Consider the following 16982-nt stretch of genomic DNA (forward strand, 5'->3'; position numbering starts at 1 on the left):
CGAGCCCTCACGCGAACCGCGCCCGAGTCACCCGACCGCGCCGACCGCCGACGAGGCGGCAGACGAGATAGATCAAGAACGAGATCGTCGTGATGTAGGGACTCACCGGGAGGGTTCCGGCGATCGCCAGCAGGATGCCACCCACTGCCGACACGAAGCCGAAGCCGGCCGCCAGCAGCGGAACGCTCCAGGGCCCGGATGCGATGCGCATGGCAGCAGCAGCGGGGGTCACGAGCAGGGCCATGACCAGGAGCGCGCCGATGATGTGGATCGCCACGGCGACGATCAGCCCGAGCAGCAGCATGAATCCGAGCGAGACCGCCGTGACCGGTACGCCGCGCGCTGCAGCGGATTGCGGGTCAAGCGAGTCGAAGCGCAACGGCCGCCAGATGAAGAGCAGTCCGAGCAGAACCAGGATGCTGATCGCGATCAACCACCCGAGCTGCGCGTTCTGCACCGAGACGATCTGACCCGTCAGCAGGCTGAACCGGTTGGCGCTGCGACCGCTGTAGAGAGAGAGGAACAGGATGCCGAGGCCGAGGCCGAACGGCATCAGCACGCCGATGAACGAGTTACGGTCCCGCGCCCGCGCACCGAGCCATCCGATGAGCCCGGCGGCGATGAGCGAGCCCACGATCGACCCCGTCACGACATCCCAGCCGATGAGGAGCGCGAATGCGGCTCCCGCGAAGGAGAGTTCGCTGATGCCGTGGACGGCGAAAGCCATGTCGCGCTGCATCACGAAGACGCCGACGAGGCCGCCGACCAGGCCCAGCACTGCCCCCGCGATGACCGAGTTCGAGACCAGCGCGAGGATCGCGCCGTAGTCGGCCATCCCCCCGAACATCGCGTCGCCGATGTCAGACCAGTTCATGCGTGCACCCCACCGGGTTCGTCGCCGTCGTCGTGGTGATGGTGCGAGACCTCGGCATCCGGCGCCCCGACGACGACGAGCCTGTCGCCGGCCCGCAGCACGGCGACGGGAGCGCCGTAGAGGTCGCTAAGAACGCTCGTCTGCAAGACCTCATCGGGCTTTCCGAGCGTGAAGCGCCCCCCGGCGATGTAGAGGATGCGGTCAACGACGTCGAGGACAGGGTTGATGTCGTGCGTGACGAAGAGAACCCCGGTGCCGCGCTGGCGGCGATGCCGGTCGATGAGCGCCACGATCGCCTGCTGGTTGGCCAGGTCGAGACTCGTGAGCGGCTCGTCGCACAACAGCAGGCCGGGGTCGTCGGCGATCGCCTGCCCGATGCGCAGCCGCTGCTGCTCGCCGCCGGAGAGTTCGCCCACGGGCCGGTCGGCGAACCCCTCGGCGCCGACGTCTGCCACCAGCACATCGACGCGTTCGCGATCGCGCCGGTTTGGAAGGCTGAAGCCGAACTTGTGGCCGGTGACACCGAGGGTCACGAGGTCGCGACCGCGCAATGCGGTTTCGGGCGGAAGGGGGCGCTGCTGGGGTACGTAGCCGATGTGCCGGTTGCCCCGGCGCTCGACCCGGCGACCGCTCGTCTCGATCGCCCCAGCGCTCAGGTGCTCGAGGCCGAGGATGGCGCGCAGCAGCGTCGTCTTGCCGGAGCCGCTGGGTCCGAGAACCGCGATGAACTCGCCGGGTTCGACGTCGAGGTTGAGCCCGGCCCACAGTTCCCGCTCGCCACGGCGCAGCGCCGCTCCGCGGATGCGGAGCGGCGGCTGGGCGTCCGAGGTCGCGCTGGAGCTCACGCGTCGAACGCGTCCGCGAGCTCCGCGATGTTCTGCTGCATCCACGAGATGTAAGTCTGGCCCTCCGGGAGGGTCTCCGTGAACTCCAGCACCGGGATTGACTGCGCGGTCGCGGCATCGATGACCTGCGTGGTCTCGGCGCCGCCGGTCTGTGCGTTGGCGATGACGACCTTGACGGAGCCGTCTTCGACGATGCCCAGCGCCTCGAGCAGAGTTGCGGGGGGCACGTCCTGCCCCTCCTCGACTGCCTCGCTGAACGCTTCGGGCGTCAGGTTCTCGAGCCCGGCTGCCACGATCAGGTAGACGGGCACGGGCTCGGTGACGAAGACTCCGGTGCCGGCGTGAGCTGCCGAGATCTCGTCGAGGGATGCCTCCAGCCCGGCGATCTGGTCGATGAAGGCTGCAGCGTTGGTCTCGAAGAGGTCGGCGTTGTCGGGGTCGAGCGTCGAGAGCTCCTCAGCGATGGCTTCGGCGAGGTGCTCCATGGTGTGTGGGTCGTACCAGACGTGCTCGTTGAATCCCTCGATGTGCGCGTGGTCGTGACCGTCCTCATCGGCGTGGTCGTGACCTTCCTCCCCAACTTCGCCCTCAGCGGGGTAGTCGTGGTTGAAGGTGGCAGCGGTGATGACGGGCGCCGTCGTGCCGCTGGCCTCGATCATGGCATCCATGAAACCGTCGTATCCGCCGCCGTTCTCGATAATGAGATCGGCTTCCGAAACCGTGAGCTGGTCCTGGGCCGTCGGCTCGAACTCGTGCGGGTCCTGAGCCGACGACGTGATGATCGAGGTGACGGTGACGGCATCACCCCCGATCTCTTCGACGATCTGACCGTAGACGTTGGTCGACGCGACGACGCCGATGGTTGCTTCGGCCGGGGAGGATGTCGCCGGCGTTCCACCCGTGCCGGCGCAGGCCGTGAGCGTGAGGGCGGATGCCGCGCCGAGCGCGAGCAGGGTGGAAAGTCGTCGGGTTGTCATGTCGACAATGATAACGGCGGTGAGAATCATTATCAAAACGGGCGGCCGGTACATTCCGGCATTCCCGAGCGCGACGGGTCAGTCGAGCAGCAGCGCGGGTTCCTCGAGGATCGACGCGACGTCGGCGATGAAGCGACTCATCCCGTCGCCGTCGATGACGCGGTGATCGAACGAGCCCGAGACCGTGGTGACATAGCGAGGACGCACCTCACCGTCCACGACCCAGGGCTTTTGCCGGATGGTGCCCATCGCGACGATGCCCGACTCCCCGGGGTTGATGATCGGGGTTCCGGCATCCATTCCGAACACCCCGATGTTGGTGATCGTGATCGTGCCGCCCTGCTGGTCGGCAGGCGTGGTCTTGCCCTCGCGCGCCGTGAGGGTGAGCTTCTCGAGGGCCCGCGCAAGCTCACGCATGTTGAGGTCCTGGGCGTCCTTGACGTTCGGAACCAGAAGCCCGCGGGGGGTAGCTGCGGCGATGCCCAGGTTGACGTAGTGCCGCACGCTGATCTGGGCGCCGCCGTCACCGTCGACCCACGCCGCGTTCACCATCGGCGTGCGGCGTACCGCCCAGATGACGGCGCGCGCCATGATCAGCAGCGGCGAGACCTTGACGTCGGCGAAGTCGGGGGATGCCTTGAGTCGCTTGACGAGCTCCATGGTGCGGGTCGCGTCGACATCCGTCCACACCGACACGTGCGGTGCCGAGTACGCCGACTGCACCATCGCGGTCGAGGTGGCCTTGCGCACACCCTTGACCGGGATCGACTCGACCCGGCCCGCCGCCTGCGCGAACGGCGAGGCGACGCCGTTGGGGGCGGGAGGCGCTGGTGCCGCTGCCGGTGTCACGGTGATGGTCTCTTCGCGCACTTCGGGCCAGTCGGGAGTCTCGATATTGCGGAAGACGCTTGCCTGCGACGCGTGCTTCACGACGTCCTCGCGGGTGACTTCGCCGGCCTCACCCGAGGGGGTCACGGCGGCAAGGTCCACGCCGAGATCGCGCGCGAGCTTGCGGATCGGCGGCTTCGCGATGACCCCGACGGATGCCGTCACCGGCCGCTCAGCGGGCTTGCGGCGACGCGAGGTGACAGCTCCACCCGTCCCGTATCCGACCAGCACCGCGCCGCCGCCCTCAGCACCACCTTCCGCTGTCTCAGATTGCGCGTCGCCGCCCCCGGGAGCGTCGGTCTGTGACAGCGGAGCGGATGCGGCGGGAGCGGTCTCGATCGTCACGATCGGGGTTCCGACGGCGATGGTCACGCCCTCCTCGACGAGCGTCTCGCCGACCGTGCCGGTGAACGGCGAGGGCAGTTCGACCAGGGACTTGGCGGTCTCGATCTCGACGAGCACGTCGTTGACCTGCACGGCGTCGCCGGGCGCGACCTTCCAGGTGACGATCTCGGCCTCGGTCAGGCCCTCCCCCACATCGGGGAGAACAAAGGTCTGCGTGCTCATGTCGGTCCTTTCGCGGTGCACGAACTCCTGCACCTCGGTGGTCTGTGCCTCAGTATCGCCGTGTCCGTGCCGACATTGCAGGAGTTAGCGCCATCGGGTGTCAGTAGGCGAGGGCGCGGTCGACGGCTTCGAGGATGCGGTCGGCATCCGGGAGGTAGGTGCCCTCGAGCTTGGCGGGCGGGAACGGCGTGTCGAACGCCGACACCCGCAGCACCGGCGCCTCGAGCGAGAAGAACGCGCGCTCGGTCACGGTAGCGGCGATCTCGCTGCCCAGGCTCGTGAAGCCCGGGGCCTCCTGTGCATAGACCATGCGGCCGGTGCGGCGCACGGAGTCGAGGATCGGACCGTAGTCGACCGGTGAGAGCGAACGCAGGTCGACGACCTCACAGCTCGTGCCCTCGGACTCGGCGAGAGCCGCTGCCTGCAGCAGTGTACCGACCATCGCTCCGTGGCCGACAAGGGTGACATCGGTGCCGCGGCGAACGATGCGAGAGGCGTGCAGCGGCAGCGCCGGGGCAGTGGTGTCCACCTCACCCTTGTGCCAGTAGGCGCTCTTGGGTTCGAGGAAGATCACCGGATCGTTCGAGGCGATTGCCTCCTGGATCATCCAGTACGCATCTCCTGCGGTGGCCGGGCTCACGACCCGCAGTCCCGGAGTGTGCGTGAAGTAGGCCTCGGGGCTCTCCTGGTGGTGCTCGATCGCGCCAATGTGCCCGCCGTACGGGATACGAATGACAACGGGCATCGACGCCGCGCCCTCGAGGCGGTTGGTCATCTTCGCCAGCTGCGAGGTGATCTGATCGAACGCGGGGAACACGAAGCCGTCGAACTGGATCTCGCACACGGGACGGAATCCGGCAAGCGCCAGCCCGATGGCGGTGCCGACGATGCCGGACTCCGCGAGCGGCGTATCGAGCACGCGGCGTTCGCCGAACTCTGCCTGCAGACCCTCGGTCACCCGGAACACACCGCCGAGACGGCCGATGTCTTCACCCATGAGCAGGACGCGGTCGTTCGTGGCCAGAGCCTGTCGCATGCCGGCATTCAGCGCTCGCCCGAGCGGCATGGGTCCGGATGCCGGGGTCGGCGGCGCAGCCGTCGCCGTGTCAGTGGAGGTCGAGACGGTGGTCATCGGGCGCCTCCCTCGAAGGATGCCTCGTACTCGGCGAGCCAGCGGCGCTGCTCGTCCATCAGCGGATGTGGGTCGGTGTAGACGTGAGCGAACATCCCGTCGCGTTCCAGTCCGCCGAGCTCATTCGTGCGCACGCGCAGATCGTCGGCGGCGGCAGCGGCCTCGGCATCCACCTCGTCGAAGAGGGTGAACGGGGCACCCCGATTCTCGAGGAAGGCCCGCATTCGCGCGATCGGGTCCCGCTGTGCCCACGACTGCTCCTCCTCTGAGGTGCGGTACTTGGTGGGGTCGTCGCTTGTGGTGTGGGCCCCGACACGGTAGGTCATCGCCTCGATCGCTCGGGGTCCCTCGCCGCTGCGCGCCTCATCGAGTGCGCGCCGCGTGACGGCGTAGCTGGCGAGCACATCGTTGCCGTCGATGCGGATGCTCGGCATCCCGTAGCCCTCGCCGCGCCGCACGAGCGGCGTCCGCGACTGGGTTGCCACCGGCACGGAGATCGCCCACTGGTTGTTCTGCAGGAAGAAGACTTCGGGCGTGCGGTAGCTCGCGGCGAAGACCATGGCCTCGTGCACGTCGCCCTGGCTGGAGGCGCCGTCACCGTAGTAGACGATGACGGCTTCGTCGCGCTCGAGGTCTCCGGTGCCGCAGCGCCCATCGAAGACCAGGCCCATGCCGTACCCCGTCGCGTGCAGTGTCTGGGCGCCGAGAACGAGCGTATAGATGTGGGTGTTGCCGTTGGCGGGGTCTGTCGGGTCCCATCCGCCGTGCGAGAGTCCGCGCATCAGCTTGATGATGCCGATCGGATCGACGCCGCGGATGCGGGCGACGACGTGTTCGCGGTAGGAGGGGAAGAGGTGGTCCTGCGAACGGGCAGCGCGAGCCGAGCCGACCTGCGCCGCCTCCTGCCCGAGGCTCGGTGGCCACAGGGCAAGCTGCCCCTGGCGCTGGAGGTTCGTCGCCTGCCGGTCGATCGCGCGGATCACGACCATGTCGCGGTACAGCGTCTCGAGGTCGGAATCGGCGAGCCCGGTCACGAGATCGAGGTAGGGCTCCGCTGCCGGATTGGGCGCGAGGGAGCCGTCAGCGGCGAGGATGCGGACAAGCTCAGGTTCTTCTGGCTGGGTCACGGTCCCTACGCTACCCGCGTGCGGGGTGCCCTTCCGGGAGGTCCTCTACAACGGAACCCGCGATCCGTAGCACTCTGTCCACAGACTCATGCTCTCCGACGGATATGCGCACCCCCTCGCCCGCGAACGGCCGGACGACGATTCCGCCGTCGTGGAAGGCGTCAGCCACCGCCAGCGTGTCGGGTCCCGTGGCGAGCCACACGAAGTTTCCTTGGGCTTCAGGGACCCGCCAACCCTGCTCACGCAGGCCCGCCGCGAGCGCGTCGCGGCGTTCGGTGATGTCGGCGACGCGCTCGAGCAACTCGGCGCGCGCGTCAAGGCTCGCGAGGGCAGCCTCTTCGGCATGGGCGGTAACAGAGAGCGGGATGGCGGTGCTGCGCGCGGCATCCAGCACCCGCGGATGACCGATCCCGTAGCCCACGCGAAGTCCCGCGAGGCCGTACGCCTTGGAGAAGGTGCGAAGCACGACGACATTCGGATGCCCGGCCTGCAGCACCTGGACTCCATCGACGGCATCCGGGGCGGTTACGAACTCCGCGTACGCCCCGTCGAGCACGATGAGCACGTCGCCCGGCACTCGCGTGACGAAGTCGTCGAAGGCGGACTGCGTGACCACCGGACCGGTGGGGTTATTGGGGCTGCACACCAGGATCATGCGGGTGCGGTCGGTGACGGCATCCGCCATCGCTGCCAGATCGTGGCCCGCGTCCGGGGTGAGCGGAATGCGCACGGATGTCGCGCCCGCCACCTCCACGAGGGAGGGGTACGCCTCGAACGATCGCCACGCGTAGACCACCTCATCGCCGGGCCCGGCGGTCGCCGAGATGAGTTGCGCGATGAGCGAGACGCTGCCGGCACCGATGTGCACGGCGTCGGGGCTCACGCCGTAGTCGGCGGCGAGTCGGTCGCGCAGCCGCGCCGCGCTCGCGTCGGGGTAGCGGTTGACCCCGGTGACCGCACGCATCGCGTCGATGACGCCCGGAAGCGGATCGTAGGGATTCTCATTGCTCGAGAGCTTGAATGCGTCGGGGGCCGCCTGCCGACCCTGTTTGTAGGGCGGCAGGGCCGCGATCGCGGGGCGTACGCGAACGGGGATCGGGTCGGGGTCGGTCATTCTGCGATTTTAGGACCGGAAGGAGTGCACGACCGGTCTGTCACCTGTCTGCACCCACGTGAAAGACTGCCGCCATGAGCTTCCTCGTCCGCATCGTCGTGAACGCCTTCTCGATCTGGATCGTGACCCTGATTCCCACGCTCGGGGTTACCGTGATTCCATTCGCCCCGGGTGAGACGCTGCAGCTCGTGCTGACGCTGCTGCTTGTGGCGCTCATCTTCGCGCTCGTGAACACGATCATCGGCACGGTGATCAAGGTGCTCGCATTCCCCATCTACATCCTGACCCTGGGACTCATCTCGCTCGTGATCAACGGCTTCCTGCTGTGGCTGACCGCCTGGTTCACCCAGTGGTGGAACTGGGGCCTGCGGGTAGAGGACTTCTGGTGGGGTGTGGTCGCTGCCCTTCTGATCTCGATCATCAACTGGTTCATCGGGATCCTGCTTCGGCCCCGCCGCAACAACGACTGACGGCTGACGATTAGCCGCTGCCGCGATCGGCGGCATACTCGGTGACCTCGACGCGCTCGGCGGAACCGAGCGTGCCCCAGAGATCTCGCAGTGCCACCGCGCGCGGGTCGCTGGAGGCATCCACCATCGCGGCTGTCTCGGCATAGCGCTCGATGCCGTGCGCTGCCAGGGTGATGTCCTGCACGCCCGCGCCCGGGTCGGCGACCCGCTCGGCGACGAAACTCCCCGGCGCCCCCACCGTCTCGGCATGACCGCCGCCGGCCAGCGCCGCGACAGGATCGTCGGTGTGACGGATGCTGATACTGAGCACACTGTCGGGAACCGCCGCCTCGACCGGCGAGCCGTACGTGACCAGAGTCTGCACGTCGTAGGTGCCCTCGAGCGCAAGAGCCGAAGCGAGCATCGCTCCCTGCGAGTGCCCGAAGACGTGCACCGGCTCGCCCGGATCGACTCCCGCCTCACGGAGGGCGAGTTCGACGGACTCGAGGGATGCCGAACGCTCACCCCGGTACAGCTCGAGGTTCGAGCGCATGTCGAACGGATCGCCCGAACCTCCCGAGAGCGTCTGCGTACCGGCGACGTAGACCGCTGCCTGCGATCCGCCGCCGGGCATCGCGTAGCGCTCGACCCGCACCCGAGCCTCGGCGGCGCCGGGCACGCGCCGCGCGGCATCCGCCAATCCCGTCACCGGCCCGGATGTCGGCGCCGGGGTGACCTGCCGCACGGCTAGCGGCGCAGGAGACAGGGAGGTCGCCGGGGCACCAGCCAGAGGATGTCGCGTCCCACTGCGCTGCCCCGCGCCGAGGGTCGGTGTGGCGTTGGGCGCCGCATCCGCCACCGGAGCACCCGGAGATACGGGTGCCTGCGACATCCGGCCAAGCCCCGCGAGCGCGACCCCGCTCCAGAGCACGCCGGTTCCCAGCGCAAGCGGGATTGCCATGCCGGGAATCCACCACGTGGCAGCCGCCACCTGACGAGCCATCTCGATCGGCCCGCCGCCCCGCCAGGCGTTCACCGCGGTATCGGCGGCGCGCGCAGCATCCGGGTACTCCTGCTGCAGCACCGCCATCCGAGCCTCGATAGCTCTCGTCGCGTCGGCATCACCGGCCGCTATCGCAACTGCCTGCTGCACGCGCAGCTCGATGAGCTCGTACGCCGCAGCAAGTGCGTCGAGCGCCCCGGCGAGCGCGGCCGGCTGCTCGGCGACCCGCTCCGCACCGCTTGCCAGCCACCGTGCCTCGAGATCAACGCCGAACCCGGTCGCGGTAGCCGCGGCATCCGTCGCCACCCAGCCAGCCCGGTCGGCGAATTCGCCCAGACTGACGCCGAACTCACGCAGCCGCCAGGCCACCGCTCGCAGTTCCTCCGTGTCGACAGCGATCGCGCCTCCGCTGCGGATCTCGAGGTCGCTCACGACCCACCTCCGGCAAGACCGAATCCCGGGTACCCGCCGAGGGCAGGCCACGGATGCGGCGCCCCGACGTCAGCACGAAGATCGAGAGCGCGCCCCCGCAAACCGCGCAGCGCCGCCACAAGCTCCGCCATCTCGGACTGGAACGCGGCGACCGCCGGCGTCTCCCACCCGCCGACCCGCGCGATCGCCTCGGCCTCCATCGCGAGGTCGTCAGCCCACGATGCGAGAGCTGCGAGCTGCGCACGGACAGTACCAGCCGACGGCGATGCGCGGAGCTCATCCATTCGTCCACCGTTGCTGACCCGCGGAGCGCGGGAGGCGGCATACGTGACGTATTGTCGACGGTTCGGCTTCCCGGGAAACAGGGGAGGAGGCGACGAATTGATGCGCTCGCCGGGCAGGAGGGGTATGAATGAACGCATGACCGCGAACGCCGTCGAGCCGTTTCGCGTCGTCTTCGTCTGCACCGGCAATATCTGCCGGTCCCCGATGGCCGAGGTCGTGTTCCGCGCCCTCGCCGACAGCGCGGGCGTCGGCGACCGTGTGCTCTCCACCAGCGCCGGCACCGGAGACTGGCATGTCGGCGAGCGCGCCGACGAACGCACCATCGAGGCACTCGCGCGGCGCGGGTACGACGGCGCCCGCCATCGAGCCCGCCAGTTCGGCAGAGCCGACTTCGACCGCAGCGACCTCGTGCTTGCCCTCGATCGCAGCCACGAGCGGATCCTGCGGGGCTGGTCGCACTCTGACACGGATGCCGACAAGATCGCCCTGCTGATGTCGTTCGATGCCTCAGCCCAGACACTGGACGTGCCCGACCCGTACTACGCCGACGAGGCGATGTTCGACGAGGTGCTCGGTATGATCGAGAGCGCCAGCCGCGCACTCTTCCGCCAGCTGGAGCCGGCGCTTCGCCCCGCGCCCTGAGGCGATCATCGCCCGGCGTAACGGGAGCCCGGACCGCAGATCCGACAGGAGTACCGTGACCTCCCTGCCCCGTGAGCACGACGCCATCTCATTCGGCGAGCAGCCGCTGAGTCCGTTGGACGGCCGGTACCGCGTCGCGGTAGCGCCCCTAAGCGAGTACCTCTCGGAGGCTGGCCTCAACCGTGCCCGCGTCGAGGTCGAGGTCGAGTGGCTGATCGCCCTCACCGACCGGTCGCTCTTCGGGACGGCACCACTCGAGGAGGCCCAGAAGGAGCGCCTCCGCGCGCTGTACGGCGGCTTCGGCGCCGATGAAATCGCCTGGCTCGCCGAGAAAGAGGCAGTGACCCGCCACGACGTGAAGGCCGTCGAGTACCTGGTGCGCGACCGCCTTGCCGAACTCGGGCTCGAGCACATCGCTGAACTCACGCACTTCGCCTGCACGAGCGAAGACATCAACTCGGCCTCCTACGCCCTCACGGTGCAGCGCGCCGTCACCCAGGTCTGGCTGCCCCGGCTCCGCGTCGTGATCGACCGGCTCGCGGGCCTCGCCCACGACCACCGGGAGGCCCCGATGCTCTCCCGCACCCACGGGCAGCCGGCAACCCCCACCACGATGGGCAAGGAACTTGCCGTCTTCGTGTGGCGGCTCGAGCGCGTCGAGCGGCAGATCGCGGCATCCGAGTTCCTTGCGAAGTTCTCGGGCGCCACCGGAACCTGGTCAGCTCACCTCGCCGCAGAGCCCGACAGGGACTGGCCCGCGCTTTCGCGCGAGTTCATCGAGTCGCTCGGGATCGGATTCAACGTCCTGACGACCCAGATCGAGTCGCACGACTGGCAGGTCGAGCTCTACGACCGGCTCCGGCACGCGGGCGGCATCCTGCACAACCTCGCAACCGACGTGTGGACCTACATCTCGCTCGGCTACTTCTCGCAGATCCCGGTAGCCGGCGCGACCGGCTCGTCGACGATGCCGCACAAGATCAACCCGATCCGCTTCGAGAACGCCGAAGCAAACCTCGAGATCTCGGGCGGCCTTCTGGCCACGCTGGCGCAGACCCTCGTAACGTCACGCCTGCAGAGGGATCTCACCGACTCGACGACGCAGCGCAACATCGGGGTCGCGCTGGGTCACTCCCTTCTCGCGCTCGACAACCTCGCCCGCGGGCTCACCGAGATCTCGCTCGCGCAAGCCGCCCTGGACGCAGATCTCGAAGCCAACTGGGAGGTGCTGGCCGAAGCGATCCAGACTGTCGTGCGCGCCGAGATCGTTGCTGGTCGCTCGCAGATCAACGATCCCTACGCGCTACTGAAGGACCTCACCCGCGGGCGGCGGGTCGGACCTGCCGAGCTCGCGGAGTTCGTACGGGGTCTCGACATCGGCGATGCCGCGAAGGAGCGCCTGCTCGCGCTCACGCCGGCGTCATACACGGGTCTCGCATCGGACCTCGTCTCCGAGATCGACGGAGCCTCGGCCGCGCTTTAGGCGGTTGGTGCTGACGAGCCGCCGGTCTCGCGGTCTTCGGGCGTGGTCGCCGACGCGGCGTCGCCGTCGGGCTCGTCGTCCAGCAGCACGGGCCGATCAATGGTCTTGGTCACCTGCGCGGGGTCGATCGCCAGCAGCAGGAGTGCGAGCGCGACGAGGGTGACCACAAAGGTCACTCCCGCGACGATGAGCGCAACGATCAGGGCGTTCTGCACGTCCTCGGCGGGGATCTGCTGGAAGAACCCCATCGATACGAGGGTCACGATCCCGGCAAACAGGGCAGCCACGAAGGCGAGGCCGAGGAGCTGGACGGGGCGCATGATCTCCCGGCGCGTGGGCTTGTCGGTCATGGCTTCCTCTCGGCCGTCGCTTCGGTGACCGGCGCCGCGGCCTCGGCATCCGTCTGGCGCGGCGAGAACGCGGCGATACCGAGGTAGACGGCGACGATCGCCGCGTAGCCCCCGAAAATGCCGACGGCGATCGTTATACCGGTCAGCGTGAAGGTCTGTCCCGCCTCTTCGATCGTGTAGGTCAGGGCATACTGCACCGGAACGGCCAGAAGGCCGATACCGAGCAGGATGCCGAGGGCGCCGATCGTGATGGCATCGCGGCTCTGCGAGCGCGGCAGGTGCGTCATCCGTCGGGCTCGGACTCCCGCGACCAGCTCGACGATGCCGCTGAGCACCGCCCACGCGATCACGACGACGAAGAACATGGTGTCGGTGCGAAGCCCCGGCATCCCGGTCGCCATTCCCGCGAGGAGGGCGAGGATGCCGAGCAGTACCGCTGCCCACCGGTTGCCCTTCGGGAAGATCAGCCACACTGCTGCGAACCACACCAGACCCGTCGCGATCGCGAAGCCGCTGAACACGGCGAGACCGACCGCCGCGGAGTGATCGGGCGAGAACGTGATCATGACCGCTGCCAGCGCGGCGAAGAAGGCTCGCGCCAGCTGAAGATGCCTCACCTCAAGGGTGCGGAGGGGTGCAGCGCTGGTCACAACACTCAAGTCTATTCGTCGATGCGGGCCTTCTCGGCGGGCCCGGGTTTCCCGGTCACCTCCTCGGACCACGCCCACAGCAGCGCAGGATCACCAGAGGGGGTGGATCGCCTCGCGCAGGTGACGGTCATAGACGGCGTGAACTGCCGCGTCGAAGGCGTCGAGGTCGAAGGCTCCGGGCTCGAGCAGCGCACCCGCGCCAGCGTTCGCCTCGGCCTGCTGGGGAGTTCGTGCGCCCGGGATCACGGAGGTGACACCGGGTTGCGCGGCGATCCAGGCCAGGCTCGCGGCCGGCAGCGAGACGCCGTCGGGCAGCGCTGCAGCCAGCTCGGATGCCGCGGCGATCCCGACCTCGAAGTCGACGCCCGAGAAGGTCTCGCCACGGTCGAAGGCCTCACCGTGACGGTTGTAGGAGCGGTGGTCGTCGCTGGCGAACGTCGTGGCTCTCGTGTACTTGCCCGAGAGCAGGCCGGATGCGAGCGGCACCCGCGCGAAGATCGCGACCTGGGCCGCGGCCGCCGCCGGAAGCACCTCGTCGAGGGGCTTCAGGCGGAAGGGATTGAAGATGATCTGCACGTTGGTCACCCCCGGGCGCGCTATCGCCGAGAGCGCCTGCTCGCACGTCTCGACAGAGACGCCGTAGGCACCGATGAGACCGTCTTCGACGAGCCGGTCGAGCGCATCGAAAAGTTCGTCGGCCGCGATGACATCGCTCGGTGGGCAGTGCAGCTGAACGAGATCGAGGGTGTCGACGCCGAGGTTCTCACGGGAGCGCTCGGTCCAGCCCCGGAACGCTTCTTCGGTGTAGTTCTCGCGCAGCTGGTCGACGCGCCGGCCCATCTTCGTCGCCACGGTGATGCCATGATCGGGCCGCTCGGCGAGGAAGCCTCCGATGAGCTTCTCCGAGCGGCCGTCCCCGTACACATCTGCGGTGTCGAAGAGCGTCACGCCGGCGTCGGCGGATGCCGCGAGCACCGACAGCGCGTCATCCTCGTCGACCGCTCCCCAGTCGGCGCCGAGTTGCCACGTACCGAGGCCGATTGCTGAGACGAGACGGCCGGTTCTTCCGAGGGGGCGCTGCTGCATGCATCCACTCTGCCACCCGCCGCCGACACCCAGGCCGGGAACCGCCCGCGAAGGCCCTAGGGTATGGCCATGCCCGTCACCTACCACCGCGCCACGGCGGCGGACATCGCGCCCGAGACGCTCTACCGCATGCTGTGGCTTCGGCTTCGCGTATTCGTTGTCGAGCAGCGCGCGGCCTACCCGGAACTCGACGGCCGCGATATCGAATCTGGCGCCGAGCTCATGTGGGCGAGCGACGGCGATGAGGTGCTGTCGACGCTGCGCATCCTGCGAGACCCGGCGCAGATGCGCATCGGTCGTGTGGCAACTGACGCCGCAGCCCGCGGGCGCGGCATCGCGGCAGAGCTCATGCGTCTCGCCGTCGCTCGATGCGAGGAGCGGGAACCCGGGTTGCCGATCGTGCTCGACGCACAATCCCAGCTCGCAGACTGGTACGCGCGTTTCGGGTTCGAGGTGTCGGGCCCGGCGTTCTCGGAGGACGACATCCCGCACGTCCCGATGCGCCGCCCGGCGCTCGGCGACTGATCCCCCGCGCCACTCCACACCCCCGCGACAGGTGCCGAGGCTACAATCCGGCGCGTGAGGCATCCGATCCGATCGACGGCGCGGCGGCGGAGTGTGCTCGTGGGTACCGCGGCGGCTGTCACGCTCGCGCTCGGTGGATGCAGCGGCGGGCAGGTCTGGTCGCAAGCATGCTCCGCGGTCGGCTGGATCAACCACGTGACCGTGACCGTGCACGGTGATTCCGCGTCGGTAACCTCTCTCGAGATCTGCGACGGTGAGACCTGTGTCAGGGGCCCCGGCGACACCGCGGCTGACCTGGCTGACCTCTGGTACTACGTCGACCGCGACGGCAGCACCTGGAACTTCGATCTCGGCATGTCGACCCCAGACCCCGTCACCGTTCGCGCCTTCGGCGTCGACGATGCGCTCCTGACAGAGGTCGTGATCTCGCCGGAGTGGGTGCGCGTCGGCGGATCCGAGCAGTGCGGCGGTCCCCACGAGGGAACCATCGATCTCACGATCTGACGGTTCGACGCCTCAACCGGCCAGGCGCTCGCGCAGGAAATCGACCAGCAGCTCGTTGGCGCGATGAGTCGGGTGGCCGGGGACCTCGGCCGAGGCATCCGTCAGCACGGAGTGCGCGTTCGCCGGGATGCCGTCGGGATTGCCCGGCGACGAATCGATCTCGAACGCGCGCCATCCGTCTCCGAGCAGACGCTCGAAGGCGGCGAAGCGCTCCGGCGGCACGCTGCGGTCCTGTGTGAACCGGAGCCCGAGGGCGCACAGGCCGTCGGCGGCGCGACGGCTTACTGCCGCCTCTTCGATGATGCTCAGACCGGTGGCTGCGCGGCCCGCCCCGATGGGAGGCGGCATTGCCGGCTGCGAGAGCACGGGGGCGAGGACGCTGTCGTCGGCGGCTGCAGCGAGCGCGAATCCGCCCGAGAAACACATCCCGATCACGCCAACACCGGGTCCACCGCATTCGGCGTGGAGGTGACGGGCGAGCGCCCGCAGATAATGGGCGATCGGTCGGTCAGCGCGGCGAGCGAAGGCTGCGAACTCCCGTGAGACACACATGCGAAGGGCCGACGCGGCGATGTACCCGCCGCTCATGGGACGCTCCGGCGTGCCGATGACCGAGGGCATTGCGACGCGGAAGCCCGCCGCAACCAGGCGCTCGCCGAGTGCTATCACCTCGGGGGTCGCGCCGGGCAGCTCGGGAACCAGGATGACTCCGGGCCCGCCTCCCCGGTAATAGACGTCGTGACGCACCCCCTCGTGCTCGAAGGGGATCATCTGCCACTGCGCGAGAAGCTCGCTCACGCGCTTAGTCAACCACCCGGCGGCACCGGACGGTGCCAACGGCGCATCATCCGGTGCGTCCGGGGCGTCGCAACGGCGCACCCTTTCGCCAACACGCCGCGCCCTGGCATCCATCACCCGGCGCGTCGCATCACCCATGCGCCGTTGCGACCGGTGGCGAGACGGATGACGGATGCCGGATGCCGCGCGGGTCGGATGCCTAATCGCTTCAGCTCACAGCGGCATGAACTCCAGGCCAGACGGCACCGGGCGCTCGCAATGGCGCCTTATCCGGAACGACCCGGCCGTCGCAACGGCGCACCCTTTCGCCGACACGCCGCGCCCTGGCATCCATCACCCGGCGCGTCGCATCACCCATGCGCCGTTGCGACCGGTGACGAGACGGATGACGGATGCCGGATGCCGAGCAGGTCGGATGCCGGCGGGAGGGATGACGGATGCGGTCAGTCGGCGGCGGCGAAGAACTCCAGGCCGGCGGCGCGGAAGTCGCGGGAACCAGGCGTGTTGAAGTGGTGGCGGCCCGGGATCTCGACGAACGTGCCGTTCGGGGTCGCGTCAGCGAGGCGGCGGGATCGCGGCAGGATCGCGTCCTCGCTGCCGGTGGCGAACAGCACCGGCTGCTGGGGTGGCCGGGCAGGATCGGGGTCGCCCGCCTCGCCGAACCGCATCCCCTCGGCGAGCGCCACGAGTGCCGACAGATCGTTGCCCGGCACCCGCTCGGCCAGCGTCACGTAGTTGTTGGTCACCTTGTCGGTGACCGGCGTGCCGTCGGCGACATACGCCTTCGCCTGGTCGAGCTGGAGGCGGGCCAGCGGCGTACCGTCGGGGATGCCGCCGAGGACAGCACGGGTCACCAGCTGGGGGCGGTCGACGGCAAGCTGCCATCCGACTCGCGCACCGAGGGAGTAACCGAGGTACCGCGCGGAGTCGATCAGGTACGTGTCAAGCACTGTCGCGAGATCGTCGATGAACGCCCGCATCTCGTAGGCGCGACGGTCGTGCGGCTTGTCGCTCGCCCCGTGACCCCGCTGGTCGACACCAAGAACGCGGAAGCCAGCGCGGGTGAGGTCGCGCACCCAGCCCGTGTTCACCCAGTTGTCGCGGCAGCTCGACGAAAACCCATGGACAGCGAGGACAGTCTCGGCGTGAGGGTCTCCCCACGAGTAGGTGGCGATGCGGTACCCCTCGCCCACCATCACGTACTGCGGGTCGGGCATCTCGGTCAGGGGGCGCGGTGCGGCATCCATGCGC

Annotated in this window: 19 protein-coding genes; 5 read left to right on the forward strand and 14 right to left on the reverse strand. The window is 68.8% G+C overall.

Annotated features, from left to right (window positions below; all coding sequences use genetic code 11):
- Window positions 1-7: 7 nt before the first annotated feature.
- The 7 genes from AADH62_RS02675 to AADH62_RS02705 form a co-directional block, all read right to left on the reverse strand.
- Complete coding sequence (locus AADH62_RS02675) at window positions 8-874, reverse strand: metal ABC transporter permease (protein ID WP_292732265.1); 867 nt, start codon at window positions 872-874, stop codon at window positions 8-10.
- Window positions 871-1719 (reverse strand): metal ABC transporter ATP-binding protein, encoded by an 849-nt coding sequence (locus tag AADH62_RS02680; RefSeq protein ID WP_341578173.1) that lies wholly within the window; start codon window positions 1717-1719, stop codon window positions 871-873. The genes AADH62_RS02675 and AADH62_RS02680 overlap by 4 nt, the downstream gene beginning before the upstream one ends.
- Window positions 1716-2696 carry a metal ABC transporter solute-binding protein, Zn/Mn family gene (locus AADH62_RS02685; RefSeq protein ID WP_341578174.1) on the reverse strand — a complete coding sequence of 327 codons (981 nt, stop codon included), beginning with the start codon at window positions 2694-2696 and terminating at the stop codon, window positions 1716-1718. Before AADH62_RS02685 ends, AADH62_RS02680 begins: the two co-directional genes overlap by 4 nt.
- 78 nt (window positions 2697-2774) lie before the next feature.
- A complete protein-coding gene (locus tag AADH62_RS02690; RefSeq protein ID WP_341578175.1) occupies window positions 2775-4151 on the reverse strand; it encodes a dihydrolipoamide acetyltransferase family protein in 1377 nt (458 codons plus the stop codon).
- A 100-nt stretch (window positions 4152-4251) separates the two neighbouring features.
- Window positions 4252-5217, reverse strand: coding sequence for an alpha-ketoacid dehydrogenase subunit beta (locus AADH62_RS02695; protein WP_341578281.1), 966 nt, complete (start codon window positions 5215-5217; stop codon window positions 4252-4254).
- A 62-nt stretch (window positions 5218-5279) separates the two neighbouring features.
- Window positions 5280-6410: a thiamine pyrophosphate-dependent enzyme gene (locus tag AADH62_RS02700; RefSeq protein WP_341578176.1), complete on the reverse strand. Its 1131-nt coding sequence runs from the start codon at window positions 6408-6410 to the stop codon at window positions 5280-5282.
- 10 nt (window positions 6411-6420) lie between these two features.
- On the reverse strand, window positions 6421-7524 hold the full coding sequence (locus AADH62_RS02705) for a histidinol-phosphate transaminase (protein WP_341578177.1): 1104 nt from the start codon (window positions 7522-7524) through the stop codon (window positions 6421-6423).
- A 74-nt stretch (window positions 7525-7598) separates the two neighbouring features.
- On the opposite strand from AADH62_RS02705, the gene AADH62_RS02710 reads away from it, so the two are divergent.
- Window positions 7599-7994 (forward strand): phage holin family protein, encoded by a 396-nt coding sequence (locus tag AADH62_RS02710; protein WP_341578178.1) that lies wholly within the window; start codon window positions 7599-7601, stop codon window positions 7992-7994.
- A 10-nt stretch (window positions 7995-8004) separates the two neighbouring features.
- Here AADH62_RS02710 and AADH62_RS02715 read toward each other — a convergent pair whose 3' ends face one another.
- Complete coding sequence (locus tag AADH62_RS02715; protein WP_341578179.1) at window positions 8005-9408, reverse strand: alpha/beta hydrolase; 1404 nt, start codon at window positions 9406-9408, stop codon at window positions 8005-8007.
- Complete coding sequence (locus AADH62_RS02720) at window positions 9405-9692, reverse strand: hypothetical protein (protein ID WP_341578180.1); 288 nt, start codon at window positions 9690-9692, stop codon at window positions 9405-9407. Before AADH62_RS02720 ends, AADH62_RS02715 begins: the two co-directional genes overlap by 4 nt.
- A gap of 136 nt (window positions 9693-9828) precedes the next feature.
- On the opposite strand from AADH62_RS02720, the gene AADH62_RS02725 reads away from it, so the two are divergent.
- Window positions 9829-10335, forward strand: coding sequence for a low molecular weight protein-tyrosine-phosphatase (locus tag AADH62_RS02725; protein WP_292706976.1), 507 nt, complete (start codon window positions 9829-9831; stop codon window positions 10333-10335).
- A gap of 55 nt (window positions 10336-10390) precedes the next feature.
- Window positions 10391-11818 carry an adenylosuccinate lyase gene (gene purB, locus AADH62_RS02730; RefSeq protein WP_341578181.1) on the forward strand — a complete coding sequence of 476 codons (1428 nt, stop codon included), beginning with the start codon at window positions 10391-10393 and terminating at the stop codon, window positions 11816-11818.
- Here purB and AADH62_RS02735 read toward each other — a convergent pair.
- From AADH62_RS02735 to AADH62_RS02745, 3 genes are all read right to left on the reverse strand, one after another.
- A complete protein-coding gene (locus AADH62_RS02735) occupies window positions 11815-12168 on the reverse strand; it encodes an amino acid transporter (RefSeq protein WP_341578182.1) in 354 nt (117 codons plus the stop codon). The genes purB and AADH62_RS02735 overlap by 4 nt on opposite strands.
- Window positions 12165-12818: an acyl-CoA synthetase gene (locus AADH62_RS02740; RefSeq protein WP_300590475.1), complete on the reverse strand. Its 654-nt coding sequence runs from the start codon at window positions 12816-12818 to the stop codon at window positions 12165-12167. The genes AADH62_RS02735 and AADH62_RS02740 overlap by 4 nt, the downstream gene beginning before the upstream one ends.
- 90 nt (window positions 12819-12908) lie before the next feature.
- Entirely contained in the window at window positions 12909-13904 is a 996-nt protein-coding gene (locus tag AADH62_RS02745; RefSeq protein ID WP_341578183.1) for an aldo/keto reductase, read from the reverse strand.
- Between the two features lie 69 nt (window positions 13905-13973).
- On the opposite strand from AADH62_RS02745, the gene AADH62_RS02750 reads away from it, so the two are divergent.
- Together AADH62_RS02750 and AADH62_RS02755 are read left to right on the forward strand one after the other, a co-directional pair.
- Complete coding sequence (locus tag AADH62_RS02750; protein WP_341578184.1) at window positions 13974-14429, forward strand: GNAT family N-acetyltransferase; 456 nt, start codon at window positions 13974-13976, stop codon at window positions 14427-14429.
- A gap of 54 nt (window positions 14430-14483) precedes the next feature.
- The gene (locus AADH62_RS02755; RefSeq protein ID WP_341578185.1) at window positions 14484-14933 is read left to right on the forward strand and encodes a hypothetical protein; all 450 of its coding nucleotides are present in this window, start codon (window positions 14484-14486) and stop codon (window positions 14931-14933) included.
- A gap of 12 nt (window positions 14934-14945) precedes the next feature.
- Here AADH62_RS02755 and AADH62_RS02760 read toward each other — a convergent pair whose 3' ends face one another.
- Complete coding sequence (locus tag AADH62_RS02760) at window positions 14946-15731, reverse strand: dienelactone hydrolase family protein (protein ID WP_341578186.1); 786 nt, start codon at window positions 15729-15731, stop codon at window positions 14946-14948.
- Window positions 15732-16174: 443 nt separating this feature from the next.
- Window positions 16175-16978 carry an alpha/beta fold hydrolase gene (locus AADH62_RS02765; RefSeq protein ID WP_341578187.1) on the reverse strand — a complete coding sequence of 268 codons (804 nt, stop codon included), beginning with the start codon at window positions 16976-16978 and terminating at the stop codon, window positions 16175-16177.
- Between the last annotated feature and the right edge of the window lie 4 nt (window positions 16979-16982).

The sequence above is a fragment of the Microbacterium schleiferi genome, from assembly GCF_038150145.1.
In the GTDB taxonomy this organism is placed as follows: domain Bacteria; phylum Actinomycetota; class Actinomycetes; order Actinomycetales; family Microbacteriaceae; genus Microbacterium; species Microbacterium schleiferi_B.